Annotated in this window: 24 protein-coding genes and 2 pseudogenes; 13 read left to right on the top strand and 13 right to left on the bottom strand. The window is 72.5% G+C overall.

The features are described 5' to 3' along the window. Positions 1–56: 56 nt before the first annotated feature. The 3 genes from ACGFT2_RS32990 (at position 57) to ACGFT2_RS32980 (ending at position 2,652) form a co-directional block, all read left to right on the top strand. A complete protein-coding gene (locus tag ACGFT2_RS32990) occupies positions 57–1,130 on the top strand; it encodes a Gfo/Idh/MocA family oxidoreductase (protein WP_393285693.1) in 1,074 nt (357 codons plus the stop codon). Continuing rightward, positions 1,130–1,702: a heme-degrading domain-containing protein gene (locus ACGFT2_RS32985; RefSeq protein ID WP_393285690.1), complete on the top strand. Its 573-nt coding sequence runs from the start codon at positions 1,130–1,132 to the stop codon at positions 1,700–1,702. Before ACGFT2_RS32990 ends, ACGFT2_RS32985 begins: the two co-directional genes overlap by 1 nt. Positions 1,703–1,788: 86 nt before the next feature. After that, on the top strand, positions 1,789–2,652 hold the full coding sequence (locus ACGFT2_RS32980; RefSeq protein ID WP_393285688.1) for an LLM class F420-dependent oxidoreductase: 864 nt from the start codon (positions 1,789–1,791) through the stop codon (positions 2,650–2,652). Positions 2,653–2,730: 78 nt separating this feature from the next. Here ACGFT2_RS32980 and ACGFT2_RS32975 read toward each other — a convergent pair whose 3' ends face one another. The 3 genes and pseudogenes from ACGFT2_RS32975 to ACGFT2_RS32965 form a co-directional block, all read right to left on the bottom strand. Further along, positions 2,731–3,588, bottom strand: a complete 858-nt coding sequence (locus ACGFT2_RS32975; RefSeq protein ID WP_393285926.1) for a fumarylacetoacetate hydrolase family protein — start codon at positions 3,586–3,588, stop codon at positions 2,731–2,733. A 207-nt stretch (positions 3,589–3,795) separates the two neighbouring features. Further along, a pseudogene (locus ACGFT2_RS32970) lies at positions 3,796–4,003 on the bottom strand (YidC/Oxa1 family membrane protein insertase); the annotation flags it as partial. 66 nt (positions 4,004–4,069) lie between these two features. Beyond that, positions 4,070–4,597, bottom strand: a complete 528-nt coding sequence (locus ACGFT2_RS32965; protein WP_393285685.1) for a winged helix-turn-helix transcriptional regulator — start codon at positions 4,595–4,597, stop codon at positions 4,070–4,072. A gap of 126 nt (positions 4,598–4,723) precedes the next feature. Between ACGFT2_RS32965 and ACGFT2_RS32960 the strand changes: the two genes are divergently transcribed. Beyond that, positions 4,724–6,121: an MFS transporter gene (locus tag ACGFT2_RS32960; protein WP_393285682.1), complete on the top strand. Its 1,398-nt coding sequence runs from the start codon at positions 4,724–4,726 to the stop codon at positions 6,119–6,121. Positions 6,122–6,369: 248 nt separating this feature from the next. Here the strand turns inward: ACGFT2_RS32960 and ACGFT2_RS32955 are convergent, their stop codons facing one another. After that, on the bottom strand, positions 6,370–7,413 hold the full coding sequence (locus ACGFT2_RS32955) for an NAD(P)-dependent alcohol dehydrogenase (protein WP_393285679.1): 1,044 nt from the start codon (positions 7,411–7,413) through the stop codon (positions 6,370–6,372). Positions 7,414–7,588: 175 nt separating this feature from the next. Here ACGFT2_RS32955 and ACGFT2_RS32950 point away from each other — a divergent pair. Then, positions 7,589–8,495: pseudogene (locus ACGFT2_RS32950) on the top strand (helix-turn-helix domain-containing protein). Positions 8,496–8,549: 54 nt separating this feature from the next. Here the strand turns inward: ACGFT2_RS32950 and ACGFT2_RS32945 are convergent. The 3 genes from ACGFT2_RS32945 to ACGFT2_RS32935 all read right to left on the bottom strand — a co-directional run bounded on the left by ACGFT2_RS32945 (position 8,550) and on the right by ACGFT2_RS32935 (position 13,991). Beyond that, on the bottom strand, positions 8,550–11,849 hold the full coding sequence (locus tag ACGFT2_RS32945) for a S8 family serine peptidase (protein ID WP_393285676.1): 3,300 nt from the start codon (positions 11,847–11,849) through the stop codon (positions 8,550–8,552). 336 nt (positions 11,850–12,185) lie between these two features. Continuing rightward, the gene (locus ACGFT2_RS32940) at positions 12,186–13,433 is read right to left on the bottom strand and encodes an Ig-like domain-containing protein (RefSeq protein ID WP_393285673.1); all 1,248 of its coding nucleotides are present in this window, start codon (positions 13,431–13,433) and stop codon (positions 12,186–12,188) included. A 216-nt stretch (positions 13,434–13,649) separates the two neighbouring features. Beyond that, on the bottom strand, positions 13,650–13,991 hold the full coding sequence (locus ACGFT2_RS32935) for a hypothetical protein (RefSeq protein ID WP_393285670.1): 342 nt from the start codon (positions 13,989–13,991) through the stop codon (positions 13,650–13,652). Between the two features lie 109 nt (positions 13,992–14,100). Here ACGFT2_RS32935 and ACGFT2_RS32930 point away from each other — a divergent pair, with 109 nt between their 5' ends. Both ACGFT2_RS32930 and ACGFT2_RS32925 read left to right on the top strand, forming a co-directional pair. After that, a complete protein-coding gene (locus ACGFT2_RS32930) occupies positions 14,101–14,439 on the top strand; it encodes a hypothetical protein (RefSeq protein ID WP_393285667.1) in 339 nt (112 codons plus the stop codon). Positions 14,440–14,480: 41 nt separating this feature from the next. After that, a complete protein-coding gene (locus ACGFT2_RS32925) occupies positions 14,481–15,263 on the top strand; it encodes a hypothetical protein (protein ID WP_393285664.1) in 783 nt (260 codons plus the stop codon). A gap of 65 nt (positions 15,264–15,328) precedes the next feature. On the opposite strand, the gene hutH is transcribed toward ACGFT2_RS32925, so the two are convergent. From hutH to ACGFT2_RS32910, 3 genes are all read right to left on the bottom strand, one after another. Further along, complete coding sequence (gene hutH, locus ACGFT2_RS32920; protein WP_393285923.1) at positions 15,329–16,867, bottom strand: histidine ammonia-lyase; 1,539 nt, start codon at positions 16,865–16,867, stop codon at positions 15,329–15,331. Positions 16,868–16,955: 88 nt separating this feature from the next. Further along, positions 16,956–18,098: a diguanylate cyclase domain-containing protein gene (locus ACGFT2_RS32915; protein WP_393285661.1), complete on the bottom strand. Its 1,143-nt coding sequence runs from the start codon at positions 18,096–18,098 to the stop codon at positions 16,956–16,958. A 226-nt stretch (positions 18,099–18,324) separates the two neighbouring features. Then, a complete protein-coding gene (locus tag ACGFT2_RS32910) occupies positions 18,325–19,119 on the bottom strand; it encodes an enoyl-CoA hydratase/isomerase family protein (RefSeq protein ID WP_393285658.1) in 795 nt (264 codons plus the stop codon). A 192-nt stretch (positions 19,120–19,311) separates the two neighbouring features. Between ACGFT2_RS32910 and ACGFT2_RS32905 the strand changes: the two genes are divergently transcribed. Beyond that, a complete protein-coding gene (locus ACGFT2_RS32905) occupies positions 19,312–19,968 on the top strand; it encodes a hypothetical protein (protein ID WP_393285655.1) in 657 nt (218 codons plus the stop codon). A gap of 71 nt (positions 19,969–20,039) precedes the next feature. Here the strand turns inward: ACGFT2_RS32905 and ACGFT2_RS32900 are convergent, their stop codons facing one another. Together ACGFT2_RS32900 and ACGFT2_RS32895 are read right to left on the bottom strand one after the other, a co-directional pair. Next, complete coding sequence (locus ACGFT2_RS32900; protein WP_393285652.1) at positions 20,040–21,194, bottom strand: adenylate/guanylate cyclase domain-containing protein; 1,155 nt, start codon at positions 21,192–21,194, stop codon at positions 20,040–20,042. Positions 21,195–21,482: 288 nt separating this feature from the next. After that, entirely contained in the window at positions 21,483–22,349 is an 867-nt protein-coding gene (locus ACGFT2_RS32895; RefSeq protein WP_393285649.1) for a biotin--[acetyl-CoA-carboxylase] ligase, read from the bottom strand. Between the two features lie 110 nt (positions 22,350–22,459). On the opposite strand from ACGFT2_RS32895, the gene ACGFT2_RS32890 reads away from it, so the two are divergent. The 4 genes from ACGFT2_RS32890 to ACGFT2_RS32875 all read left to right on the top strand — a co-directional run bounded on the left by ACGFT2_RS32890 (position 22,460) and on the right by ACGFT2_RS32875 (position 25,231). Continuing rightward, entirely contained in the window at positions 22,460–24,082 is a 1,623-nt protein-coding gene (locus ACGFT2_RS32890; protein WP_393285646.1) for an acyl-CoA carboxylase subunit beta, read from the top strand. 26 nt (positions 24,083–24,108) lie between these two features. Beyond that, positions 24,109–24,318: an acyl-CoA carboxylase epsilon subunit gene (locus ACGFT2_RS32885; protein ID WP_393285643.1), complete on the top strand. Its 210-nt coding sequence runs from the start codon at positions 24,109–24,111 to the stop codon at positions 24,316–24,318. A gap of 134 nt (positions 24,319–24,452) precedes the next feature. After that, entirely contained in the window at positions 24,453–24,581 is a 129-nt protein-coding gene (gene mmpB, locus ACGFT2_RS32880; protein ID WP_393285640.1) for a morphogenic membrane protein MmpB, read from the top strand. 32 nt (positions 24,582–24,613) lie between these two features. Further along, the gene (locus ACGFT2_RS32875; RefSeq protein ID WP_393285638.1) at positions 24,614–25,231 is read left to right on the top strand and encodes a Maf family protein; all 618 of its coding nucleotides are present in this window, start codon (positions 24,614–24,616) and stop codon (positions 25,229–25,231) included. Here the strand turns inward: ACGFT2_RS32875 and ACGFT2_RS32870 are convergent. Next, the gene (locus tag ACGFT2_RS32870; RefSeq protein WP_393285635.1) at positions 25,203–25,781 is read right to left on the bottom strand and encodes a hypothetical protein; all 579 of its coding nucleotides are present in this window, start codon (positions 25,779–25,781) and stop codon (positions 25,203–25,205) included. The two genes, ACGFT2_RS32875 and ACGFT2_RS32870, sit on opposite strands and share 29 nt — an antisense overlap. Positions 25,782–26,145: 364 nt before the next feature. On the opposite strand from ACGFT2_RS32870, the gene ACGFT2_RS32865 reads away from it, so the two are divergent. Continuing rightward, positions 26,146–26,239, top strand: a 94-nt coding sequence (locus tag ACGFT2_RS32865; protein ID WP_280842533.1) for a biotin carboxylase N-terminal domain-containing protein, incomplete at its 3' end; no start/stop codon positions are given.

Raw genomic sequence — 26,239 nt, 5'->3', positions numbered from 1 at the left:
GCCACCATTGTCCCCTCCGCTTGCACTTTGGCAACAGCGTTGCCAAAGTGGGTGACATGACTGCTACTCCTCTCCGCGTCGGCCTCGTCGGCTACGGCCTCGCAGGCTCCGTCTTCCATGCCCCGCTGATCGCGGCCACCGAGGGCCTCGTCCTGGACACGGTGGTCACCTCCAGCCCGGACCGGCGGCGGCAGGCCGGCGCCGAGTTCCCCGACGTGCGGTTCACCGCCACTCCGGAGGAGCTGTTCGACCGGGCGGACGAGCTGGACCTGGTGGTGATCGCCTCCCCGAACAAGACGCACGTGCCGCTCGCCACGGCCGCCCTGAAGGCGGGCCTGCCGGTGGTCGTGGACAAGCCGCTCGCCGGCACCGCGGCGGAGGCCCGCGACCTCGCGGCCCTCGCCGACGAGCGCGGCCTGCTCCTGTCGGTCTTCCAGAACCGCCGCTGGGACAACGACTTCCTGACCCTGCGCCGGCTCGTCACGGACGGCGCGCTCGGTGACGTCTGGCGCTTCGAGTCCCGCTTCGAACGCTGGCGCCCCCGGCCCAAGGGCGGCTGGCGCGAGTCCGGGGACCCGGCAGAGATCGGAGGTCTGCTCTACGACCTCGGCAGCCATGTCGTCGACCAGGCGCTGGTCCTCTTCGGCCCGGTCACCGAGGTGTACGCCGAGACGGACGTCCGCCGCCCGGGCGCCGAGACCGACGACGACACGTTCATCGCACTCACCCACGCGAGCGGCGTCCGCTCCCACCTCTACGTCTCCGCGACGACCGCCCAGCTCGGCCCGCGCTTCCGGGTGCTGGGCTCCGAGGCGGGCTATGTGAAGTACGGCCTCGACCCGCAGGAGGCGGCCCTGCGCGAGGGCGGTCGCCCCGGCACCGCCGCCGAGTGGGGCACGGAGGACCAGGCGCTGTGGGGCCGCATCGGCTCCGGGGAGTCCCCGCTGTCCGGCGGCGGCACGCCCGTACCGACCCTGGCGGGCGACTACCCCGCGTACTACGCGGCCGTCGCCGCCGCCCTGACCGGCGCCGGCCCGAATCCGGTGCCCGCACAGGAGGCGGCCGCCGCCCTCGGCGTACTCGAAGCCGCACGCACGTCGGCCCGGGACAAGGTGACGGTGACCCTCTGATGTCCCAGCAGCGGAACGCCCCGAAGTCCAACCCGGAGAACGCCCCGAAGTCCGGTCCGCGGAACGCCCCGAAGTCCAACCCGGAGAACGCCCCGAAGTCCGGTCCGCAGAACGCTCCGAGCGTGGCGGAGCTGGAGGCACAGGAACGCCGGCTGGTCTTCCCGCGGTTCACCCACGACGACGCCTGGGCTCTCGGCTCGCTGCTGGTGGAGCTGGCCCGGGAGCGCCGGGCGCCGGTGGCCATCGGCATCCACCACGCCGGCCGGCAGCTCTTCCACGCGGCGCTGCCGGGCTCGACCCCGGACAACGACGTCTGGATCGACCGCAAGCGCCGGGTGGTCGAGCGCTACGGCGCCTCCTCCTATCTGGTCGGCAGCCGCTTCCGGGCCAAGGGCACGACGTTCGAGGAGTCCTCCCGCCTCGACCCCGACGTCTACGCCGCCCACGGCGGCTCGTTCCCGGTCGGCGTCGAGAACGCCGGCGTCATCGGATCGGTGACGGTCTCGGGCCTGCCCCAGGTCGAGGACCACCGGCTGGTGGTCGAGGCCCTGGAGCGGTTCCTGAACGTGTGACACCCGCGGGGATCACGTCGGTGGGCCCCTCCGGGCGGGAAAGGCTGAAGACGTGATGATCACGGCCACCCGGAGGGACCGGACCCATGAGCACCTTGCAGGACAGGATCGGGCGGTACGGCGTCTGGAACGTCGGGCTGCGCTCCGAGGACCCCGCGCGACGCGGTGAACTGGGGGAGGCGGCGGCCGAGCTGGAGGAACTCGGCTACGGCGCCGTCTGGCTGGGCGGCAGCAGCGCCGCCCGGCACGCCCTGCCGCTCCTCGAGGCGACCGGCACCCTGACCGTCGGCACCAGCATCCAGAGCATCTGGGATTACGGGGCCGAGGCGAGTGCGGCGTCCTTCGCCGAGGCGGACGCCGCCCACCCCGGCCGGTTCGTGCTCGGCCTGGGCGTCAGCCACGCCAAGCTGGCCGAGCGGTACCGCCGCCCGTACTCGGCGCTGGTCGCCTATCTGGACGCACTGGACTCGGCCGGGGTGCCCGCGGACCGCCGGGTGCTGGCCGCCCTCGGGCCGAGGACGCTGAAGCTGTCCGCCGAGCGGGCCGCGGGTGCGGTGCCGTACCTGGTCACCGTGGAGCACACCGCCCGGGCACGCGAGATCCTCGGCGCCGGCCCGCTCCTGGCCCCGGAGCTGAAGGTCGTCCTGGAGACCGACCCGGACCGGGCCCGGGCCCTCGCCCGCGGGACCCTCGCCATGTATCTGGCCCTGCCGAACTACACGCGGAACTTCCTGCGCCTCGGCTTCACGGAGGACGACCTGGCCGACGGCGGCAGCGACCGGCTCGTCGACGCGCTGTTCGCCTGGGGCGGGGAGGACCGGGTGCGTGAACGCGTCGACGCCTTCCACGCGGCGGGCGCGGACCATGTCGCCCTCCAGGTGGTGGCCGAGGAGACGGGGGACGCCCTGCCGAGGGAGGAATGGCGCCGGCTGGCCGCTCTGCTGGGGTGACCGGTCCCACCAGGAGGGGGCCCGGTCGACCACGCGGCCGGCCACGGAGCCGCGACCGGCGCGCGCCCCGTCCTCGGGTCAGGCGTCCTTCAGTTCCTGCCGCTGGCGGCCGAGTCCGGCGATCTCCAGCTCCACCACGTCGCCGGCCCGCAGGTACGGCTTCGGCTCGGGCTGCCCCATCGCCACGCCCGCCGGCGTGCCCGTGCTGATGACGTCTCCGGGGTAGAGGGTCATGAACCGGCTGACGTAACGGACGACTTCGCCCACGGGGAAGATCTGCTCCGCCGTCGTCCCGTCCTGCTTCAGCTCCCCGTTCACCCACAGCTTCAGGGAGAGCGCCTGCGGGTCCGGTACCTCGTCGGCCGTCACCAGCCACGGTCCCAGCGGGTTGAACGTCTCGCAGTTCTTGCCCTTGTCCCAGGTCCCGCCCCGCTCGATCTGGAACTCCCGCTCGGAGACGTCGTGCGCGAGGGCGTACCCGGCGACATGCGCGAGCCCCTCCTCGGCCGAGTCCAGATAGCGGGCCGTACGCCCGATGACGACGGCGAGTTCGACCTCCCAGTCGGTCTTCGCCGAGCCGCGCGGCACCAGCACGGTGTCGTTCGGCCCGACGACCGTGTCCGGGGCCTTGAGGAAGACGACCGGCTCGGCGGGCGGCTCGGCGCCCGTCTCGCGGGCGTGGTCGTGGTAGTTGAGCCCGATGCACACGATCTTGCCGATGCGGCCGACCGGCGGCCCGATCCGCAGGCCCTCCGCGTCCAGGGCGGGCAGCCCACCGGCCTCGGCGGCCGCCCGCACCCCGGCGAGCGCCGCGTCGTCGGCGAGGAGCGCGCCGTCGACGTCGTCCACGAGGCCGGACAGGTCACGCAGGGTCCCCTCGGCGTCGAGCAGCGCGGGCCGCTCCGCCCCCGCCGTGCCGACTCGCAGCAGCTTCATGGTCACCATCTCCCTCGATCGCGGGCGCCCGGCCGACGGGTGCAGCCGCCGGAGGACTGGCTGATCCTCCAATTCCGTTGTCCACTCCGCAAGACCCTGTTCAGGTACTGGACCGTAACCCCCCGCCGTCAGCGCTCCTGAGCGGCCCGCTCGAGGGCACTCCAGGTCATGCTGGTGACGATGTACAGCGCCGCGGCGAGCGGTACGCAGGATGCCGGACAGCGGCGGCACCTTCTCCTCGGCGTGCAGGTCGAGCACGGCTCGGCGCAGCCGCTCGGGATCGCCGGCGTGCCGCGCCCGCAACGCGTCGATCCTGGGCCGGACCGCGGCTCCGGCCCGCCCGCCACGCACGGCGGCCCGGGACAGGGTGGAGGAGGAGCCGGACGAGCGCGGTGACCAGGACGATCGCGGCGGCGGTCGGGAGCACCGCACCCGGCCGGCGCTCAGGCCGAGGCGGGCTCCAGCGGCACCCGGCCGGTGCTCAGGCCGAGGCGGGCTCCAGCGGTTCGAGCAGCCGCCTGGGGCTGAGCAGCGCGCGGCTGACCGGGTCGGCCGGATCGCGGTCCAGTCCCGGGCCCGGCTCCATGAGCACGTCCGCGACGGGTACGACGACGCGGCAGGCGGGGCATTCACCGTACGGGCCGAGTTCCGTGCCGCAGTCCGCGTGCCGGAAGTAGCGCAGCCGGGCCTCGCCGAAGTGCTCGCGCCCCCACAGGCCCAGGGCCCGCAGGGTGGGCCACAGGGCGAGGGCGCGCTCGGTGGGGACGTACTCGTCCCGCGGCGGCGACTGCCGGTACCGGCGCTTCTCGAGGATGCCCTCGGCGGTCAGGGACTGCAGCCGGGCGGCCAGGACGGCGCGCGGAATGCCGAGGTGGACCAGAAAGTCGTTGTACCGCCGGACCCCGTAGAGCGCGTCCCGGACGACGAGCAGCGTCCAGCGCTCGCCGACGATCTCGAGCGCGCGGGCGATCGAGCAGTCCTGTGTCGCGTAGTCCTTGCCCAGTGCCATGCCCTCCACTGTAGCCACTTTCCGACCAGTCGGTTCATTCACCGAACCCAGGGTGTACGGTGGCCTCGACAGGTCGGTTCAGTGAACGAACCGGAAGCCGAAGGCCCTGGAAGGACAGGACTGGCCATGACCGGGCTCCGCTCCCTCACCGCCCCCGCCACCCCGAGAACCGGCACCGCCCGGGACACCCCGCTGCGCCCCCGGGCGACCCTCACCCTGACCAGCGCGGCGACCGCCGTGACCCTGATGACGTACACGGCCCCGATGGTCACGCTGCCGGACACGGCGAGCGCGCTGCACACCCCGCTGTCCGCCCAGGCCTGGCTGCTGAACGGCACCCCGCTGGGCCTCGCCGCGCTCCTGCTGGTGGCCGGCAGCCTCGCCGACGACCACGGCCGCCGCCGGATCTTCCTGGCCGGCACCCTGGCCCTGGGCCTCACCACCGTCCTCGGCGCCTTCACCACGAACACCTGGCAGTTCACCCTCGCCCGCATCGCCCAGGGTGCGGCGAGCGCGGCGATCCTGGCCAGCAGCCTGGGCCTGATCGTGCACGCCTTTCCCAGTCCGCGCGGCCGGCTGCACGCCACCGGGGTGTGGGGCGCGTTCGTCAGCGGCGGCATCGCGGTCGGGCCGCTGGTCGCCGGCGCGCTGCCGACCTGGCGGGTGGCCTACGGCGTCCTGGGCGCCGCCGCGCTCCTCGTGGCCGCGTTCGGCAGCCGCGCGCTGACGGAGTCCCGGGCCCCGCGGGGCGGCCGGCCGGACGTGTCCGGTGCAGCGACCTTCGGCCTCGCCCTGGTGGCCCTGGTAGCGGCCCTGACGCTGGGCCGGGACGGCTGGCTGCGGGCGCCGGTGGGCCTGCTGCTCGCGGCGGCCGTGCTCCTGGTCGCCGCGTTCGTGGCGGTGGAACGCCGGGCGGCGGCCCCGATGATCGACCTCGGCCTGCTGCGCCGCACCCGCTTCCTGGCGTCCTCGGCGGGCGGCCTGTTCACGGGCCTCGCGGTGATCGGCATGTTCAGCTTCCTGCCGGCCCTGCTGCAGCAGACGATGGGGCTGTCGCCCCTGGCCACGGCCTGGCTGTTCCTGCTCTGGTCCGGCCTGAGCTTCGCGGTGGCTCTGCAGGTCAAGCACCTGGCAGGCCGGGTCTCGTCGCGGGTTCAGCTCGCGCTCGGCTTCGCCCTGCACACCATCGCCGTGGTGACGATGCTCGGCGCGATCGGCTCCGGCTCCTGGGTCCGGCTGCTGCCCGGCCTGATCATCGGCGGCCTGGGCAGCGGCCTGCTGAACGGGGCGCTGCCGCTGCTCGCCGTCGAATCGGTCCCCCGGGAGCGGGCCGCGATGGGCTCGGGCGCCCAGCAGACCTTCCGCTACATCGGCTCCTGCGCCGGCGTGGCCCTCACCATCGCCCTGGTCACGTCGTCCGGCACCCTGGCCGGCGGCGCGAACCTCGCCTTCGTGGTCTCCGCGGTCCTGGCGGCGACGGGAGCGGTAGCGGTACTGACCCTACGAGAACGCCCCACCGAGTAGCCCCGGGAGTGGGCGGCCGCCCCCGCAGGGGGGCGCGGGAAACTACACCACCAGCCACAACCCGCACAGACAAACCGGCGGACCGCCCCCGCAAGGGGGCGCGGGGAACTGCGCGACCAGCCACCCACAACCCGCACAGACAAACCGGCGGACCGCCCCCGCAAGGGGGCGCGGGGAACTGCGCGACCAGCCACGCACCACTCGCACCCGACAGCCGCCCCGCACCCCCACGGCGCCCCCGGCCCCCCTCAGATCGTGGCCGCGTCGATCACGAACCGGTACCGGACGTCACTGGCCTGCACCCGCTCGTACGCCTCGTTGATCTGCTCGGCGCCGATCACCTCGATCTCCGCGCCCAGACCGTGCTCGGCACAGAAGTCCAGCATCTCCTGGGTCTCGGCGATCCCACCGATGCCAGAGCTGCTGACGCTGCGCCGATGCCCGAACAGCGACTGCAGGACGATCTGCACCGGCTCCTCCGGAAGGCCGACGTTCACCATCGTGCCGTCCGTCCGCAGCAGGGACAGATACGCGGCGAAGTCCAGCGGCGCGGACACCGTGTTGAGGATGATGTCGAAGGTGCCCGCCAGCTCCTCGAAGGTGTCCGGGTCGCCGGTGGCGTAGTAGTGGTCGGCACCCAGCCGCAGACCGTCGTCCTTCTTGCGCAGGGACTGCGACAGGACGGTGACCTCGGCGCCCATCGCGTGCGCGATCTTCACGCCCATGTGGCCCAGTCCGCCCAGGCCCACGACGGCGACCTTCTTGCCGGGGCCGGCGTTCCAGTGCTTCAGCGGCGAGTAGGTGGTGATGCCCGCGCACAGCAGCGGCGCGGCCTCGTCCAGCGGGAGTCCCTCGGGCACACGGACGACGTAGTTCTCGTCGACCACGACCTTCTCGGAGTAACCGCCGTAGGTCGGCTCGCCGTCCTTGCCGGTGTCGTTGTAGGTCCAGGTGGGTCCGCCCTTGAGGCAGTACTGCTCCAGGCCGGCCTTGCAGTTGTCGCACTCGCGGCAGGAGTCGACCATGCAGCCGACGCCCACCCGGTCACCGACGGCGAACCTCGTCACACCGGAGCCGACCTCCGAGACGACGCCGGCGATCTCGTGGCCGGGGACCATCGGGAAGATGCCGGGGCGCCAGCCGTCCTGGGCCTGGTGGATGTCGGAGTGGCAGATACCGGCGAACTTGATGTCGATCAGGACGTCGTGTTCGCCGACCGCGCGCCGCTCGATGGTGGTCCGCTCCAGCGGGGCCTTCGGTGCGGGCGCGGCGTATGCAGCGACAGTGGTCATGCCGGGGGTCTCCTAGCAGGGGGGGGTTGGTTTCCGGCCGTCGTCCGGCCGGATACGTCTTCCACCCTGCGCCTTCCCCGCGATCGCCGCCCAGCCCACCGCTTTGCGTACGACTGCTGTGCCTACCACTGGCGGGGTCAGGATCCTGTGCCTACGACCATGAATACTGGAAGGCATGGAGAGCAGGGACGAACAGCCGCGGGCGGCGGCCGCCGGACGGCCCCTGGACCGGCGGGCCGAGCTGAGCGAGTTCCTGCGCAGCCGGCGGGCCCGGCTGAAGCCGCAGGACGTGGGGCTGCCCGACTTCGGCCGGCACCGCCGGGTGCCGGGGCTGCGCCGTGAGGAGCTGGCCCAGCTGGCCGGGGTCTCGGTGGCGTACTACACCCGCCTGGAACAGGGCAACGGCCGGAACGTCTCGGCGGAGGTGCTGGGCTCGATAGCCCGGGCGCTGCGGCTGACGAACGCCGAGCACGCCCACCTCACCCATCTGGCCAAGCCGAAGGCGCACAAGAAGAAGGCGGTGGCACGGCAGCAGCAGGTGCGGGCGGCGCTGTTGCAGCTGCTGGACACCATGGACGGCGTACCGGCGTACATCGTGGGCCGGCGCGCGGAGATCCTCGCCTGGAACCGGATGGCGGCGGCCCTCTTCGGCGACTGGGCGGAGCTGCCGCCCGCCGAGCGCAACTGGGCGCGGCTGGTCTTCCTCCGCCCCGACTACCGGGACCTGTTCGTCGACTGGGAGCAGAAGGCGATCGACATCGTGTGCGCGCTGCGCATGGACGCGGGCTGCGATCCGGACGACTCGCGCCTGTCCGCCCTGGTGGGGGAGCTCTCCGTGAAGAGCGAGGAGTTCCGTCGGCTGTGGGCGACGCACGACGTCAAGGAGAAGAGTCACGGCGTGAAGCACCTGCACCATCCTCTGGTGGGTGACCTCGCCCTGAACTTCGAGAGTTTCCGTCTGACGGACGGCTCGGAGCACTCCCTGGTCACCCTATCACGCCGAACCGGACTCCGGTTCCGCCGAGTCGCTCCGCCTGCTGGCCAGCTGGGGCGCGGACGCGACGCGTGCCGCGACGCGTTGAGGGGCACACCGGAGGCGGTTCTCCGGTGTGCCCCTCGTCGGGGAGCGCTACGGCCTACTTGCCGAAGTACGCGTCGTAGATCGTGATCTCCGACGTGTTGCCCTTCCTGTCGGTGATCTTGGCGCGGAACGAGACGGACTTGTTCTTCGCCGGGTTCTTCACGGTGATCCTGCCGTTGCGGACGTCGGTCTTCCTGAAGTTCTTGCCGTCGTAGGAGACGTACACGGCGAGGGACTTCAGATTGCGGCCCGCGGCCGCGCCTTCCACGGTGACCGGGAAGGTGACCTTCTTGCCGGCCGCGACCCGGCTGTCCAGGCCGGTCGTGGCGCCGAAGCGCAGCGCGGAGGCGGGCAGCCGGGCGGTGCCGCTCGACGGCTTCGTGGAGCGGAAGGTCCAGGCCGCGTCGATCCGTGTGGAGGCCCGGGCCACCTTCGCGGACCGCTTGACCGAGGTGGTGAGCTTGTAGGCCGCGTCACCGGCGGGCACCTTGAAGGTCTTGTCGCCGTACAGCGGGTCGTCGGTGGTGCCGACCTTGGTGCCGTTGCGGTACAGGGTGGTGTGCACCGAGGTGAGGACCGAGTATCCGGCGTGGCCCGCGGAGTCGGCGAACAGCGGCAGCGAACCGGAGATCTCGTTGCCGGAACGGGAGAGGCCGAAGTCCTTGCCGACGTGCGGGCCGAAGACCGCGGTGTTGACCGTCCTGGTGTAGGTCTTGCCGGCCTTGACGGCGAACTGGTCCAGCGAGTAGGCGGCGTCGGTGACCGGGAAGCCGTCCGGGTCGAGGCCGCCGTCCTGCTCGAACTCCAGCTGCCAGGCCACCCCGCCCCGCGCGGACAGGTGCAGGGTGCGGGTTCCGGGCAGCTTCTGGCTGATGCTGATGGAAGTGGCCCCGGAGCTGCCGGGCAGCCAGCCGACGGCGCTGATCGAACCGGTCTTGCCGCTCGCGGGGGCACCGAGCCGGGCCTTGACCGTGGCCAGGTCGCCCGCCTTGTAGTGCTTGGTGTAACCGGTGGCGAGCCGCTCGACCGCGCCGCCCGAGGTGACGTCGTACTGCTCGCCCGCGCCCCTGATCCAGTGGGCGTCCCACTGCTGGCGCAGCGTCCCGGCGGGCAGCGCGGGACCGAGGTGGGCGGTGCGGAAGTTTTTGTACGAGTCGAGGAACCAGCCGTAGCCGTACTCGCCGTCGCCGATCGTGACGTCGTAACTCGGCGCGGCGAACTGCGGTGTGAGGCCCGAGGCGGGGACGGTGATGTCCACCGGCCTGGCCTTGCGCGCGTCGACGGTGATCGTCTGCTTCCCCGCGACGGTCAGCTTCGGCCGGACGATCCAGTCGAGGCCCTTGGTCCCGTCCTCGGGGTCCACGTAGATCGCGGTGTTGAGGATGTACGCGCCCTTCGGCGCGCGCGCCTTCACCGTGCCGGACTTGTCGTACGGGCTCAGCGAGACGCCGGCGGCCAGGCCGCCCACCCCGCTCAGGTCGGCCGCGTAGTACGGGGCCGGCTTGCCGTCACGGCCGATGAACTTCAGCGTGACGTCGTACGACTCCACCTCGCGCTGGACCGCGGCGGCCGTGCGGACGCTCTGGCCGCCGCCCGTCGCCGTCACGTACGCGGAGTAGGCGCCGTCGACCGTGCCGCCGAGCCTGGTGTCGGCGGTGAGGCCGACCGAGGCCGTGCCGTGCGCCGGGACGGTCACCTCGGTCGCGCCGAGCCTGAAGAAGCCCGAGGGGGCCGCCCTGCCCTTGGGGTCGGTGGCGGTGCTGCCCAGGGCGAGCGTGACGTCCTTGTCGCCGAGGTTGCGGTACGTCAGCTTCCTGGAGACCGGCTTGTCGTCGGTGTGCGGCCACTGCTGCACACCGAAGTTCACCGACACCGGGTCGGCGACGACCGACTGCCTGATGGCCTTGTCGACCTGGATCCGGCCCGTCCCCTGCTGGAACGGGGTGTACTTGCCGCCCTTGGCGGAACCGGTCAGGGCGCCCTTGAGCTGGGCGTAGCCCCAGTCGGGGTGTTCCTGCTTCAGGATCGCGGCGGCGCCCGCGACGTGCGGGGTGGCCATCGAGGTGCCGGAGATGGTCAGGTAGCCCTCGGGCTTCTCGCCGACCTCCTGGTCGATGACGCTGCCCTTGGCCGCGGCGGCGGTGATGTCCACGCCGGGCGCGGTGACGTCCGGCTTGACGGCGCCGTCGCCGACGCGCGGTCCGGTGGAGGAGAAGTCCGCCAGCTTGTCCTTCTTGTCGACGGCGCCGACGGTGAGCGCGGCGTCCGCGCTGCCCGGCGAACCGATCGACTGGGGGCCGTCGTTGCCCGCGGCGATCGCGAACAGGATGCCCTTCTCGGCGGAGAGCTTGTCGACCTCCGCCTCGAGCGGGTCGGTCTCGGGGGTGTCGTAGCCGCCGAGGCTGAGGTTGACGACGGAGGCGCCCTGCGTGGCAGCCCACTCCATGCCGGCGAGGATGCCGGAGTCGTCACCGGAGCCGGTGTCGTCCAGCACCTTGCCGTTGAGGATCTCGGCGTCGGGGGCGACGCCCTTGTACTTGCCGCCCGACCTGGCGCCGGTGCCCGCCACGATGGAGGCGACGTGGGTGCCGTGGCCGAAGTGGTCGGTGGCGTCCGCGGCGGCGGTGAAGTTCCTGGACCCGACCACCTGCCCCGCGAGGTCCGGGTGACCGGTGTCCACACCGGTGTCCAGGACGGCGACCTTCACGCCCTTGCCGGTGTAGCCGGCCTTCCAGGCGGTCGGGGCGCCGATCTGCGGGACGGACTTGTCGAGGGAGGCCTTGCGGACCCCGTCGAGCCAGACGTGTGCGATGCCGGCGGCGGTCCCGTCCCCGTCGGTGACCGCGTCCCACAGCCGCGCGGTGTCCGCGGCCGGGGTCTGCACGGCGTCCGCGTCGAGCGCCGCCAGGCTGCGGCGCAGGGTGCCCGCGTCCCGGACGCGGGTCTTCGCGATCGCGGCGGAGCCGCTGTAACCGACGATGACCTTCAGGCCGGACCGCTGCGCCCTGCGGGTGGCGGCCTTGTTCAGCTCCGTGATGTCGAACAGCCGGCGGTCGAGCTTGCCGGAGGCGACCAGGCGGGCCGCGTCGGCCGGGACGACCAGTGTGTGTCCGGCGGCCCGGCGGACCTGGAACGGTATGTGTTCGCGCCCCTCGGCCCGCTCCAGGCCGAGGACGCGGCCCTTGGCGTCGAGGGCGACCCGGTCACCGGTGATGAGGGTGACGTGGTGCCCGGCGGTGCGGGCGGAGGCGGCGGCCGGTGCGGGTGCTGGTCTCGCCAACGCCGGGCTGGTCATTCCCGCTGCGAGGGCGACGGCCGCGGCCGTCGCCACCCCGGCCGCTGCTGCTCTTTTCACTTGTCTGCGCAAGTTCTCCCCCTGGAGAAGAGGTACCGGGCGAATTCCCCGTTCACCCGGCCGGGGGAAGCCTCGTACGTATGCACGCCGACCCCCCGGGGTCACGCAGTATGCCGGGGGACGATCGGAGGGCTCAAGGGAGGAGAGGGGGATGGGGAGGTGCCCGGGGAAAGTGTTACGCGGTCTCCGGGGCGTCGTTACACGTTCGCGAACTTGCCGATGTTTGAGGGGAGTTGAGCGTCGTCCGGCGCCGGCGTCCTCCTGTGCCGCGAACCCCGGAAAGCACCGATGCCGCCCCCTGGGGGGCGGCATCGAGAGGCGGTGGAGGGGTCGGCGTCAGACGGCCGAACCGGCCTTCCACTGGGCCCAGTCCATGTTCCAGCCGTTGAGGCCGTTGTCCGGGGAGACGGTCTTGTCACCGGTGTGCTGGATGACCACGACGTCCCCGAGCAGGGAGTGCTCGTACACCCAGGCGGCCGGCGTGCCCGGGTCGCCTGCGCCCTTGGCGTCGGGCAGGCCCACACAGCCGTGGCTGGTGTTGACGTTGCCGAAGATGGACTTCGCGCCCCAGTAGTTGCCGTGCAGGAAGGTGCCGGAGCTGGTGAGGCGGATGGCGTGCGGCACGTCCTTGATGTCGTACTCGCCCTTGCCGTCGTCGTCGGTGAAGCCCACGGTCGCGCCGTTCATGCGCGTCTGCTTGAACTTCTCGGACATCACCATGACGCCCTGGTACGTCTTGTTCTCCGGCGAACCCGCGGAGATCGGGATGGTCTTGACGACCTGGCCGTCCTGCGTGACCTTCATCTGCTTGGTCTGCGCGTCGACGTAGGAGATCTGGTTGCGGCCTATGTGGAAGGTGACCGTCTTCTGCTGGACGCCGTAGACGCCGTCGGCGCCCTGGACGCCGTCGAGCGCCAGCCTCAGCGTGACGGTGGAGTTCTCCTTCCAGTACGTCTCCGGACGGAAGTCGATGCGGTTGGCGTTGAACCAGTGCCCCACGACCTCCTGACCGCTGCTGGAGGTGACCGTGATGCCCTTCTGCACGGCGGTCTTGTTGGTGATCGCCTTGTCGAAGTTGAGCGACACCGGCATGCCCACGCCGACGGTGGACCCGTTGTCCGGCGTGAAGTTGCCTATGAAGCTGTTGGCCGGCGAGACCGTCGTGAAGGACGCGTTCTCGTGGGCCACCCGGCCGTCGGAGTCCTCGGCCTCCGCGGAGAGCTTGTAGGTGGTCGACCGCTGCAGCTGGGCGCTGGGCTTCCAGCTGGTCCTGTCGGCGGACAGCGCGCCGGCCACGGCCTTGCCGTCGGCCGTGGTCATGGACACGTCGGTGAGGGTGCCCTTGGCGACCCGGACGGCGGCCGAGTTGTTGATGGAGGCGTTGTCGGAGCCGTCCTTGGGCGTGATCGTGATCTGTGCCTGGGACGACTTCTGGGCCGCCGCCTCGTCCGTCCTCGCCTGCGAGCTGTCGCCGCCGTCGGACGCCTTGGCGTTGCCTCCGCCGGAACAGCCCGTGAGTGCCAGCACACTACCGAGCAGTGCGGACGCGACCATCAGGTCCCTGCGCCGCTTACTGTCCGTCATCACACGCTTCTCCATCGTTGCCGAAATCGAACCCCGAGAATCCCCGTGGCGAACCATCCACGCTACGGACGATCCGTCCCTTTTCACATGGTTCGCATGTGTTAGGCGCACCACGTCCGCCCGAGGCGGGTGGTGCGGAAGTCGTCCGTGCGCCCCCTGGGACGACGAAACCCCGGACGGCGGTTGCCGTCCGGGGCCCAGGGTGCCCCGGGACGCTCAGCCGATGCCGTCCTCGTCGTCGTCCGCCCCATCATCCTCGTCGAGGTCCCAGTCGGGCGAATCCGGGTCGTACTCGATCCGTTCGCTGGACCAGGACGCCTGCTGCAGCTCCACGCCGGGCACCCCGCTGACCAGGTCGAACGGGTCCACGAGGTAGGCGAGGGCCTCCGCGGTGTCTTCCGTCACAGCCTCCTCGGCCTGGGTCCGCTCGTCCTGCGGCAGGTCCGGATCGGCGGCGAGCCGGCGCAGCGCCGCCTTGGTCACCTCGCCCTCGTCCTCCACTTCCAGGACGAGTTCCACGCGAAGTCGTACAAAACGTGATGTCTCTTCAGTGCTCATGCCGGGAGCGTACGACCGAAACCTCCCGTGACTTTCCCGTGACCCGCGACTTTCACTAACATCGCCTCACCCGGCCAATTCACCAGCGTCACAAGGGGATCGATATTCCGTGTCATCCGCTCGCCGTCCGCTGCTGACCGCCACTGCCGCGGGCACCCTGCTCTGCGCACTGTGGTTCGTCCCGTCCGCGAACGCGTCGCAGGACTCCCCGGCGGGAGACACGGCGCCGAGGTCCGTCGCGGCGTTCTCCACGGCACACGTCACCGAGCAGGCCAGAGCCGTCCCGGCGGCCACCACCGAGACCGCGCCGCAGACGGCGGACGAGACCGAACTCGCCGACACCGGAAGCCCGGACACCACGCCATACGTCGTGGGCGGCACCCTCTTCCTCGGTGTGGGCGCCGGATTCGTGGTGTATTCGGTGCGCCGCGAACGCCTGGGCTTTTAAATTCCTTGACGAATCTTTGACAGGGCCCACATAGTTCGCGCATGAAGAGATCATCGGGCGTGCGGCTGTGCGCCGGCGCAGCTGTGAGCGTGCTGTCGCTCGCCCTTGTCACGGGCTGTTCGCAGGGGTCCAAGGACTCCGGGGGCGGCAAGGGGACGGACGGGAAGCCGGCCGCGAAGGCGCTCGGCACCGCCGAGTTGAAGAAGCTGGTCATCGCCGACGGCGACGTGCCCGGATTCGACGTCGGGGCCGTCCCCGCCGGCCGCGCCAAGCCGATCACCACCGACAGCGCCGAGTGCCGTCCGCTGGCCCGCGTCCTGTCCATGCAGCCGCCGGCCGGGACCGCGACCCAGGCGGACCGGATGGCCACCGAGAAGCAGGCGAAGGACCCCACGGACGACGCCACGTCGCTGGACGACATGGCCGACGGCAAGTTCGCGGACGCCCTCAACAAGTCCATGGACCGGGACGTCACCTCGGTCAGCCTGTTCTCGTACGACGGCGACGGCGCGACGAAGGCCCTGGCCGCCGTCTCCTCGGCGGTGAAGGCGTGTGCGGGCGGCTTCACCGGCAAGCAGGCGGGCACCACGGCGAAGTTCGCCGACGTGCAGCAGTCGAAGCCGACGGCCGCCGGGGACGAGTCGGTGGCGTTCGCGATCGTCACCGAGGACGACGGCGACAAGGCTCCCGTGCACGGCGAGGTGGTCCGGCACGGGAACACCCTGGCGTCGTACTACACGATCAACCTCGGCGCGATGATGGCCAAGAAGCCGTACGCGGTGTCGCCCGCGGTGGTCAAGGCCCAGGCGGCCAAGCTGAAGTGACGTAGCGACGGAGACGGAAGGGGGCCCCGCCGGACGGCGGGGCCCCCATGTGTCTCTCCGTCGCCCTAGCGCAGCGGGCCGGTGACCGTCTCCACCGCCGCGACCAGGTCCCCGGCGCGCACGAAGGCGTCGGCGGCGGCCAGGTCGGGCGCCAGGAACCGGTCCGGGCCGGGGCCCTGGACACCGGCGGCCCGGACGGCCTCGATGACCGCCCGCGAGGCCGGTGCCGGGGTGAGGCCCTCGCGCAGCTCGACGGCGCGGGTGGCCGCGTACAGCTCGACGGCGATGATCCGGCCGAGGTTGTCGACGGCGGTGCGCAGCTTGCGCGCGGCCGACCAGCCCATGGACACGTGGTCCTCCTGCATCGCGGAGGACGGGATGGAGTCCGCGGAGGCCGGTACGGCGAGCCGCTTCAGCTCGCTGACCAGCGCGGCCTGCGTGTACTGGGCGATCATCAGGCCCGAGTCCACACCGGCGTCGTCGGCGAGGAAGGGCGGCAGGCCGTGGCTGCGGTTCTTGTCCAGCAGCCGGTCGGTGCGGCGCTCGGCGATGGAGCCGAGGTCGGCGGCGGCGATGGCGAGGAAGTCCAGCACGTAGGCGACGGGTGCGCCGTGGAAGTTGCCGTTGGACTCGACGCGGCCGTCGGGGAGCACCACCGGGTTGTCGACGGCGGAGGCCAGCTCGCGCTCGGCGACCAGGCGGGCGTGCGCGAGGGTGTCGCGGCCGGCGCCGGCCACCTGCGGGGCGCAGCGCACCGAGTAGGCGTCCTGGACCCGCGGCGCGTCGTCCTGGTGGTGACCGGTGAGCTGGGAGCCCTTCAGCACGGCGAGCATGTTGGCGGCGGCGGCGCCCTGCCCCGGATGCGGCCGGATGGCGTGCAGCTCGGGGGCGAGCACACGGTCCGTGCCGAGCAGCGCCTCCAGGCTGAGGGCGGCGGTGATGTCGGCGGACTTGTACAGGGTGTCGAGGTCGGCGAGGGCCATGACCAGCATGCCGAGCATGCCGTCGGTGCCGTTGAGGAGGGCCAGACCCTCCTTCTCGCGCAGTTCGACCGGCTGGATCCCGTGCTCGGCGAGCAGCTCGCCGGCCGGCCGTACGACCCCGTCGGGGCCCTCCGCGTCCCCCTCGCCCATGAGGGTCAGGGCGCAGTGGGACAGCGGGGCCAGGTCGCCTGAGCAGCCGAGGGAGCCGTACTCGTGCACGACGGGGGTGATCCCGGCGTTCAGCACGTCGGCCATGGTCTGCGCGACCTCGGGCCGTACGCCGGTGTGCCCGGAGCAGACCGTCTTCAGGCGCAGGAACATCAGCGCCCGTACGACCTCCCGCTCCACCCGCGGGCCCATGCCGGCGGCGTGCGAGCGGACGATGTTGCGCTGCAGCTGGGCACGCAGCTCCTGGCTGATGTGCCGGGTCGCCAGGGCGCCGAAGCCCGTGGAGACGCCGTAGACCGGCTCCGGCTTGGCCGCCAGCGCGTCCACGATCTCCCGGGCCGCCGCGAGGGCCGCCACCGCCTCGGCCGACAGCTCGACGCGGGCACCGCCGCGCGCCACGGCGAGCACGTCGGACGCCGTGACACCGGACGTCCCCACCACCACAGTGTGCATATCCATATTCAGGAGCGTACGCATTGAATGTGAGGATGTCACTAGTGGTGCACGGGGGTGACCCTTACCGTTCGGTGTGGTCTTCGCCTCATGGGCGGCGGCCGCGGAAGCGGCGCCGTTCGCCGCGCGCGGGCGGCGCTTCGTCGGCCAGCCGTACGACCGGATCGTCCGGGCCCTCGCGGCCCGCCACCACCGGCCGGCCCGCGCGCAGCGCCTTGGCACGGTACTGCGCGGCGTCCGCCAGCCGGAACAGCCTCCGGGCGTCCTCCACCGGCCCTATCGGGTCGTCGGTCGAGGCGACGCCGCAGGCCACCCCCTCCCCCAGCTCCAGCTCCGCCGCCCTGCGGCACAGCTCGTCCGCGGCGTTCACCACGTCGTCGGCGGACGGGCCGACCGCGAGCAGGCAGAACTCGTCCCCGCCGAGCCGTGCGGACAGGGCGCCGGGCACCATGGCCCCGCACAGCGAGAGCACCGAGCCGAAACGCTCCAGCAGACGGTCGCCGACGGAGTGCCCGAGGGTGTCGTTGACCCGCTTGAGCCCGTTGAGGTCGCAGACGACGAGGCTGACGGCCACGCCCTCCGCGCGGTGCCGCTCCACGGCCTCCTCCAGGCCCACGTCCACGGCACGGCGGTTGGCCAGTCCGGTGAGGGCGTCGGTGAACGCGAGCCGGCGGGCCTCCTCCAGCCGTTCGGTCTGCGCGAGGCCGGCGGCCACGACCGCGGCCAGTACGGTCGCGAACTCGGCGTCGCCCCGGCCGAACACGGGCCGGCCGACGGCGCGGGCGACGTACAGCTCGCCCCAGGCCCTGCCGTGCAGCACGACGGGGGCGACGACGCAGCAGCCGCGGCCCCTGCGGCGCAGCGCGGCGACCCGCTGATGGAAGTAGCCGGGGACGCCGGCCGCCGTGCCCTCGGCGGTCTCCACCCAGGCGTTGGGGCCCCCGCCGCCCGCCCACCGTTCGTGCAGGAACTCGGTGATCTCCGGGAACTGGTACACCGGGTAGGTCTCGGCCTCCGGGAACTCCTCCTCGTCCGGCCGGCGCTCCCCCACGTTCACGAGGACCCGCAGCCGGCCCAGCTCCCGCTCCCACACGGACAGTGCGGCGAAGCTGCCGTCCAGCGCCCGGCAGGCGCCGAGCACGGCGGCCTGCCACGACTCGCGCGGAGCGCGGGCCGCCGCCATCCCCTGCGCCAGCGCCACGACGTCGGCGAGCCGCTTGTCGTCACCCATCACCCCAGGCTAGGAGAAACGGGATGATTCGGGATATCGGTGCGGCGATCAGGTGGCCGCCCCCACGGCACGCCGCCCACCAGCCCAGCCGGCCCGTCCACCGAGGCGGCGTCCCGCCGGGCGGCCCGTCCGCCGCCGGTCCGGGGTTCCGCCCGCTGGGCCGGTTCGCCGTGGGTCGACTCGTGCGCCGGAGCTGCGGGCGGGGCCACTCCGAGGGACCGTCACGTCACTCGCCCGGCCACTGCGGCCTGCGCTTCTCGTTGAACGCCGCCACCCCCTCCGCCCGGTCGCCCGAGAACGCCACCGAGCGCCACGCCGCGTCCTCCACCTCGAGCCCGGCCCGCAGATCCAGCCCGTGCCCCAGGCGCAGCGCCCGCTTGGCGGCCCGCAGGCCCACCGGCGAGTTCGCGGCGATCCGGGCACCGAGGGCGAGCGCCTCCTCGCGATCCCGGCCCTCCTCCACCAGCTGGTCCACGAGACCCAGCCCGGCCGCCTCCGCCGCCTCCACCCGGCGCGCGGAGAAGATCAGCTCGGCCGCCCGCGCCGCCCCGATCCGCCGGGGCAGCAGCTGCGTACCGCCACCGCCCGGAATCACGCCCACCGACACCTCCGGCAGCCCCACCACGGCCGTGCGGTCGGCCACGATCAGGTCGCAGGACAGCGCCAGCTCGAAGCCGCCGCCCAGCGCGAAGCCGTGCACCGCCGCGATCGTCGGCATCGGCAGCTCCAGCACCCCGGTGTACGCCCCGCGCGCCACCGGCCGCTGCCGCACGAGGTCCGCGTCACTGAAGGAGTTGCGCTCCTTCAGATCGGCCCCGACACAGAACGCCCGTTCGTGCGAAGAGGTCAGCACGACCACGCGCGCGTCCCGGTCTGCGGCCAGCGCCGTGCACGCGCCCGCGAGCGAACGGGCCATCTCCGTCGAGACGGCGTTCATGGCCTTGGGCCGGTCCAGCACCAGCTCCGCGACCGGTCCGTGCCGCCGCACCAGCACGAACTCCCCGAACCGCTCCTCGCTCATGACACCCTCCCGGTTAACGCGGGTTAACTCACTGTCGGCCTGATCATCGCAGTCGTACCCGATCCCGGGAAGTCCAGGGGGCTACGCCCGTTCGAGTGACATCCCGGCCGTCTCACCGCACACCGCCCACGGGAGCGCATAGCGTGCGCTCGCCACGGCGCGCCCGGGGGGCGCGCGGCGGGGAGGGAACCGATGACACCGATACCTGCACAGTCCGGTACGGAGCGGGAGAGCGGGCCGGCCGAACCGGTCGGCGGCGGTACGGCCGGCGTACGGCGCGGGCGGCACCGCAAGCCACACCCCCGCAAGGTGGTGCTCGCCGCGGGTGGCCTCGCCCTGGCCGCGGGGGTCCTCAGCCTGGTCCGGGTCGCCCCGGAGTCCGGTGTCGGTGCCCCGGGGACGGCACAGGCCGAGTCCCGGCAGGCCCCGGGCGGCGGCGCCACGGATCGCCCGGCGCGCAGCTCCGCCGGCGTCGCCGCCGGCCCCACCGCGCCGCCGTCGGCGACCTCCGCCATGGGCGGCAGGCATCCCGCCCCGACCGGCGCCGGCAGCGGGACCCGCACCGGCCCGAACACGGGCACCGGCTCCCCGGACCCGGCCGCCCCGGGGACCGCCGCGCCGTCTCACGACCCCGCCGTCCCGGCCACCGGCCCGGCCGGGTCCCCGCCCGCTCCCGGCGACGGCACGCCGCGTCCCTCGGCGACGGCATCCGCACCGCGCCCGGCACCGACGACCCGCGCCCCGGACCCGACGCCGACACACGGACACGGACACGGCACGCCGAGCCCGGACCCGGGCGGGATGTGCCTCCCGGTGATCAGCCTGTGCGTCGACGTGTTCGACCGGTAACGGGCCCGGAGGCGGAAGCCCCAGCAGGCGCCGGAGGCCCAGAGGCTCAGGTGGTCAGGTGGTCAGGGTGGTCAGGAGGTCTGGGACCGGTCGTCGCGGCGTGCGAGCAGCCACGGTTCGACCACGCCGAGGCCGCGCACCGGGCGCTGCCACATCGGCTGGAGCGCGAAGCGGTAGGCCGGGGGCTCCTCACCCTCCTTCTCGGCGGCCGCCGCGGCCTCCGCCGCCTCCGCCTCCGAGGCGGGCGCCTCCCCGGTACGGATCAGCTCCTGCGCGAAGGCGCTGTCCACCAGCACGGCGTCACGGGGCGCTATCGAGGTCAGCCGGGACGCGAGGTTCACCGTCGTACCGAACACGTCCCCCATACGCGTGGTCACCGTGCCGAACGCCATGCCGACCCGCAGCTCGGGCATGGTCTCGTCGTTCGCCAGCGTCTCGACCAGCCGCAGGGCGATGTCCGCTGCGACCCCGGCGTCGTCCGCCGCGTACAGCACCTCGTCGCCCAGGGTCTTGATGAGCCGGCCGCCGCGCGCGGCCACCAGGTCGGCGGCGGTCGTCTCGAAGGCCTCGACCAGTTCGCCCAGCTCCTCCTCCTCCATGCGGCGGGTGAGCCGGGTGAACCCGACGAGGTCGGCGAAGCCGACGGCGAGCCGCCGGTCGACCATCTCCTCGTCGTCCGCCGACTGCACGACCCGGCCGGCCGAGGCGGCGAGCTGCCGGCGCCAGACGTAGACCAGGAACTCCTCCAGTTCGGGCAGGAGCAGTTCGACGATCGGGTAGGTCACCTCGGTGCGGGTCATGCCGGGCTCGGGCGGCTCGGTCAGGCCCTCCAGGAAGGAATCCATCTGCCACTCCGCCAACCGGGCGGTGGTCTGCCCGGTCGACCGGGCCACCTGCACCGCCATGGCCTCGCTGAGCAGCCCCGCCTCCACGAGGCCGGCGAGGCGGCGCAGGGCGAGTACGTCGGCCTCGGTGAGGGCCTTGGCCTGACCTATGTCGGCGAATCCCATGGCCCGCCAGAACCGCGAGGCCAGTTCCATGGAGACACCGGCGCTGCGAGCGGCCTGAAAAGGGGTGTAGCGGCGCTCGGCACCCAGGATGAGCTGCTCGAGACGCAGGGCAAGCGGGTCGTCGCCGGTGTCGGCGGCGTGGGCGTCCCCCCGCTCGAGGGGAGGGTCCACCCGGCCGTCCGCGCCCGCGCCGGAGCCCGTGTCGTCGACGGTCACGCCTGCTGCCCTTCCGATCTGCCGCGGTCAGGATCGACCGGCCTCAACTCTACGGCAGGTGTGCGCCAGCTCACTCCGTTGGGTTGGGCCGGTGCGGGGTCCGCGTCCGCGGGCGGCCGGCGTACTCCGACCGCGGACCCGCCGTGGCCGTTCGCGCCGTTCCCCGCACCCCTGCGGCGGCCGCCGCCGGATCCCGACCGCGGACCCGCCGTGACCGTTCGCGCCGTACCCCGCACCCCTGCGGCGGCCGTCGTTCGCGCCGTACCCCGCGCCCTTGGGGGCGGCCGGCTATGCCGGGCGCAGGTGGACGATGTCTCCCGCGCCCACCGGCTGCTGGACGCCCTCCTGGGTGGCGATGACCAGGCGGCCGTCTCCGTCGAGGGCGACCGCCTCTCCGACGAGGGAACGGTCACCGGGCAGCTCCGCACGTACGACCCGGCCGAGGGTGGCGCAGCCCGCCGCGTACGTGTCCTGCAGGCCGCTGGCGCCCGGGTCGCCCCCTGCCGTCCGCCACCGCCCGTACCAGTCCTCCAGCGACCGCAGCACGGCCCGCAGCAGCGGGTCCCGGTCCGTGGTCCGCGCCCCGGCCAGTGCCAGCGAGCCCGCCTGCGGGACCGGCAGCTCCTCCGCGCGCAGCGAGACGTTGACGCCGACGCCGACGACCACGCCGTCCTCGCCCGCCCGCTCGGCGAGGATGCCGCCCGCCTTGCGCTCCTCCCCGTCCACGGTCACCAGCAGGTCGTTCGGCCACTTCAGTGCCGTGTCCACGCCCGCCGCCCGGGACAGCCCCGTCGCCACGGCCACCCCGGTGAGCAGCGGCAGCCACCCCCAGCGGGCGACCGGCACCTCGGCCGGCCTCAGCAGCACGGAGAAGAAGAGGCCGGAGCGCGGCGGTGCCGTCCACCGGCGGTCCAGCCGCCCCCGGCCCGCCGACTGCTCCTCGGCGACGAGGACGGCACCCTCGTCGGCCTTCCGGGCATCGGCCAGGGCGACCAGGTCGGAGTTGGTGGACCCGGTCCGGCGCACCACGTCGATGCCGCGGTAGAGCCCGCCCTCGCGCACCAGAGCCCGCCGCAGCGCGGCCGCGTTCAGGGGCGGACGGTCGAGGTCGGACCAGCGGCCGTCGTTGTCGTCTGATGCATCTCGGGGCGTCATGCAAGCCACCCTAGGTGTGGCAAAGGACGCAGTGCTGATCTCCGGGCCCGCCACTACTCTACGGATGAGTAACCGTCCCCCCTTTTGAGCAGGCAGGGAGCCGCATCCCGATGTCCGAGCCGGAAGAGCGTCAAGAGATCCAAGGGATCGACATCCACACAACCGCGGGAAAGCTCGCGGATCTCCAGCGCCGCATCCACGAAGCGACGCACGCCGGCTCGGCACGTGCCGTCGAGAAGCAGCACGCGAAGGGCAAGCTGACGGCCCGTGAGCGGATCGAACTGCTACTCGACGAAGAGTCGTTCGTCGAGCTGGACGAGTTCGCACAGCACCGTTCCACCAACTTCGGCCTCGAGGCCAACCGCCCCTACGGCGACGGTGTCGTCACGGGCTACGGCACCGTCGACGGCCGGCCCGTGGCCGTGTTCTCGCAGGACTTCACCGTCTTCGGCGGTGCGCTCGGCGAGGTCTACGGCCAGAAGATCGTCAAGGTGATGGACTTCGCGCTGAAGACCGGCTGCCCGGTGATCGGCATCAACGACTCCGGTGGCGCGCGGATCCAGGAGGGGGTCGCCTCCCTCGGCGCCTACGGCGAGATCTTCCGCCGCAACACCCATGCCTCCGGTGTGATCCCGCAGATCAGCCTGGTCGTCGGCCCCTGCGCGGGCGGCGCGGTCTACTCGCCGGCCATCACCGACTTCACGGTCATGGTCGACCAGACCTCGCACATGTTCATCACCGGCCCGGACGTCATCAAGACCGTCACCGGTGAGGACGTCGGCTTCGAGGAGCTGGGCGGCGCGCGCACCCACAACTCCACCTCGGGCGTGGCGCACCACATGGCGGGCGACGAGAAGGACGCCATCGAGTACATCAAGCAGCTGCTGTCGTACCTGCCGTCCAACAACCTCTCCGAGGCGCCCGTCTTCCCGGAGGACGCGGACCTCACCACCACCGACGAGGACCGTGAGCTGGACACCCTCGTCCCGGACAGCGCGAACCAGCCGTACGACATTCGCACAGTGGTCGAACACGTGCTGGACGACGCCGAGTTCTTCGAGACGCAGGCCCTGTTCGCGCCGAACATCGTCACCGGCTTCGGCCGGGTCGAGGGCCACCCGGTCGGCGTGGTCGCCAACCAGCCGATGCAGTTCGCCGGCTGCCTCGACATCGACGCCTCCGAGAAGGCGGCCCGCTTCGTGCGGACCTGCGACGCCTTCAACGTCCCGGTGCTGACCTTCGTGGACGTGCCCGGCTTCCTGCCCGGCGTCGGCCAGGAGCACGAGGGCATCATCCGGCGCGGCGCCAAGCTGATCTACGCCTACGCCGAGGCCACCGTGCCGCTGATCACCGTCATCACGCGCAAGGCCTTCGGCGGCGCCTACGACGTGATGGGCTCCAAGCACCTGGGCGCCGACCTCAACCTCGCCTGGCCGACCGCCCAGATCGCCGTCATGGGCGCCCAGGGCGCGGTCAACATCCTGCACCGCCGCACCATCGCCGAGGCGGAGGCGAGCGGGGAAGGCCCCGAGAACGTGGAGGCGGTGCGCGCCCGGCTCATCCGGGAGTACGAGGACGCCCTCCTCAACCCCTACGTCGCGGCCGAGCGAGGCTACGTCGACGCGGTGATCATGCCGTCCGACACCCGCGCCCACATCGTCCGCGGCCTGCGTCAGCTGCGTACGAAGCGGGAATCCCTCCCTCCGAAGAAGCACGGCAACATCCCCCTCTAGCCCGGCCGACCGAGAGGAAGCCCGCCATGACGATCAAGGTCGTACGAGGCAATCCGACCCCGGAGGAGCTGGCCGCCGCACTGGCGGTGGTCCGCGCCCGCGCCGCGGCGGCCGCGGTCCGGCCGTCCGGTGCGCAGGGCCCGAGGGACGCGTGGTCCGACCCGTCCCGGATCGCCTCCCGGCGCCTGCCGCGGCCGGGCGCGGCGACCTGGACCCGGTCGTACTGGCCGAGCTGAGGGCCGGTCGTACCGGCCGAGCCCAGGGCCGGCCCATGCGGGGCGCGGGCAGCCGCGCACCGCACTCCGGTGCCGGTGCCGACCTGAGTAGCTGTACTCAGGCGCCGCGCCCGGCCGGGCTGCACGCTGGTGGGATGCTGTGGTCAGACCCCGAGGACGAGCCGCCGAAGGAACTCCGCGACATGCAGGAGATGCTGCGGCGGCTCGGCCTTCTGATGGCGCTGGCCATGGTCGTGGCGATGATCGTGATCGGCGTGAGGTGAGTGCGGCGGGCCCGGGTGGCTAACCTGATCGCATGACTGCAACGCGCCACAGGCGACTCGTGCTCGCCTCCCAGTCCCCGGCCCGGCTCGGCCTGCTCCGGCAGGCCGGCCTCGCGCCCGAGGTGATCGTGAGCGGGGTCGACGAGGACGCCGTCACCGCGCCCACCCCGGCCGAGCTGGCGCTCGCGCTGGCCGAGGCGAAGGCCTCGGTGGTGGCGGCGCGCCCGGAGGTGCAGGGCGCCCTGGTGATCGGCTGCGACTCGGTGCTGGAGCTGGACGGGCGGGCGCTCGGCAAGCCCGCCGACGCCGAGGAGGCCACCGCGCGCTGGAAGTCGATGCGCGGCCGGGCCGGGGTCCTTCAGACGGGGCACTGCGTCTGGGACACGGAGGCCAAGCGCTACGTCTCGGCGACCGCCTCCACCGTCGTCCGGTTCGGCGAGCCGAGCGACGAGGAGGTCGCCGCGTACGTGGCCTCCGGCGAGCCGCTGCACGTCGCCGGGGCGTTCACCCTGGACGGCCGCTCGGCGCCGTTCATCGAGGGCATCGACGGCGACCACGGCAACGTGATCGGCATCAGCCTGCCCCTGGTACGCCGGCTCCTCGCCGAACTGGGTGTGGGCATCACCGACTTGTGGGCGACGGCGGGGTGACCTGAGCGGAGGCCGTGTCCTGCGGCTCCTCCTCGCCGTCCCGCCGGGCCTCGCGCTGCCCCGGAAGCCGCTGGGCCGGCGCGGCCTGCTCCGGCTCGTCCCGCGCCCGCGGATCACCGCCCGCGTCACCGCCGCCGGAGGCCGCCTGGCGCGGGCCGTCGGCGCGGTCGTACGTCATCAGGAGCAGGACGATCAGCGCGAGCACCACGACCATGAACAGGAACGCGGTCGGGCCGATCAGGCCCCAGGCGAACGCGCCCAGCAGACCGTGCACCACGGCCGCGCTGATCAGCAGGATGCGCCCGAAGCCGGCCGGGGCGCGGTTCCGGATCGCGACCAGCAGGGCCACCAGGGCGCACAGGGCGAAGTAGAGACCGAAGACGACTCCACCGATCTTCGAGGACGTCGACATGACATCGGGGTCGAGGCCGGCCAGGGACATCTTCTGCCGGTCGACGACGACGCCGAGGAACCAGTTCACCGCCGCGATGCCGAGCGCCTCGGCGAGGAGGACGACCGCCACGACCCACGCCACCGGTCTACGCACCACCGGTCCCCACCCACTCTCCAGCCAGCGATCTGTTACCTCAGGTACGTTCGAGCCATCGCGAACGCTACTAACGGGTAAACCGGGGGACAAGGGTTCGGGCCGCAGCAAAGAATCATTGGGCCATTCGTAGGGACTCGACAAAGAATCAGAGTGGCCCGCAGCACCCCGCCACAGAGACCTTGGCCACATGACAGGGCTAGGGTTTCCCGCAGGAGTCCTGCGTACCGCGGTGCGACTTGGACTTTCGCGGGTCGAGCGAGCCTCGAATCACGCTCCGTGTGGGCAAGCTCACCATTGGGGACGGGTCGAAGTGCCGTGTCGGCAGTCCCTAAACTCGGCTTGTTTCAAGGAGGGAGCCTCAATCGTGCGCAAGGTGCTCATCGCCAACCGTGGCGAAATCGCTGTCCGCGTGGCCCGGGCCTGTCGGGATGCCGGGATCGCGAGCGTGGCCGTATACG

The sequence above is a fragment of the Streptomyces sp. NPDC048514 genome, assembly GCF_043199955.1.
GTDB lineage: Bacteria > Actinomycetota > Actinomycetes > Streptomycetales > Streptomycetaceae > Streptomyces.
Note: the sequence above shows the minus strand (reverse complement) of the source record. Positions and strands in the feature narration are given on the sequence as shown.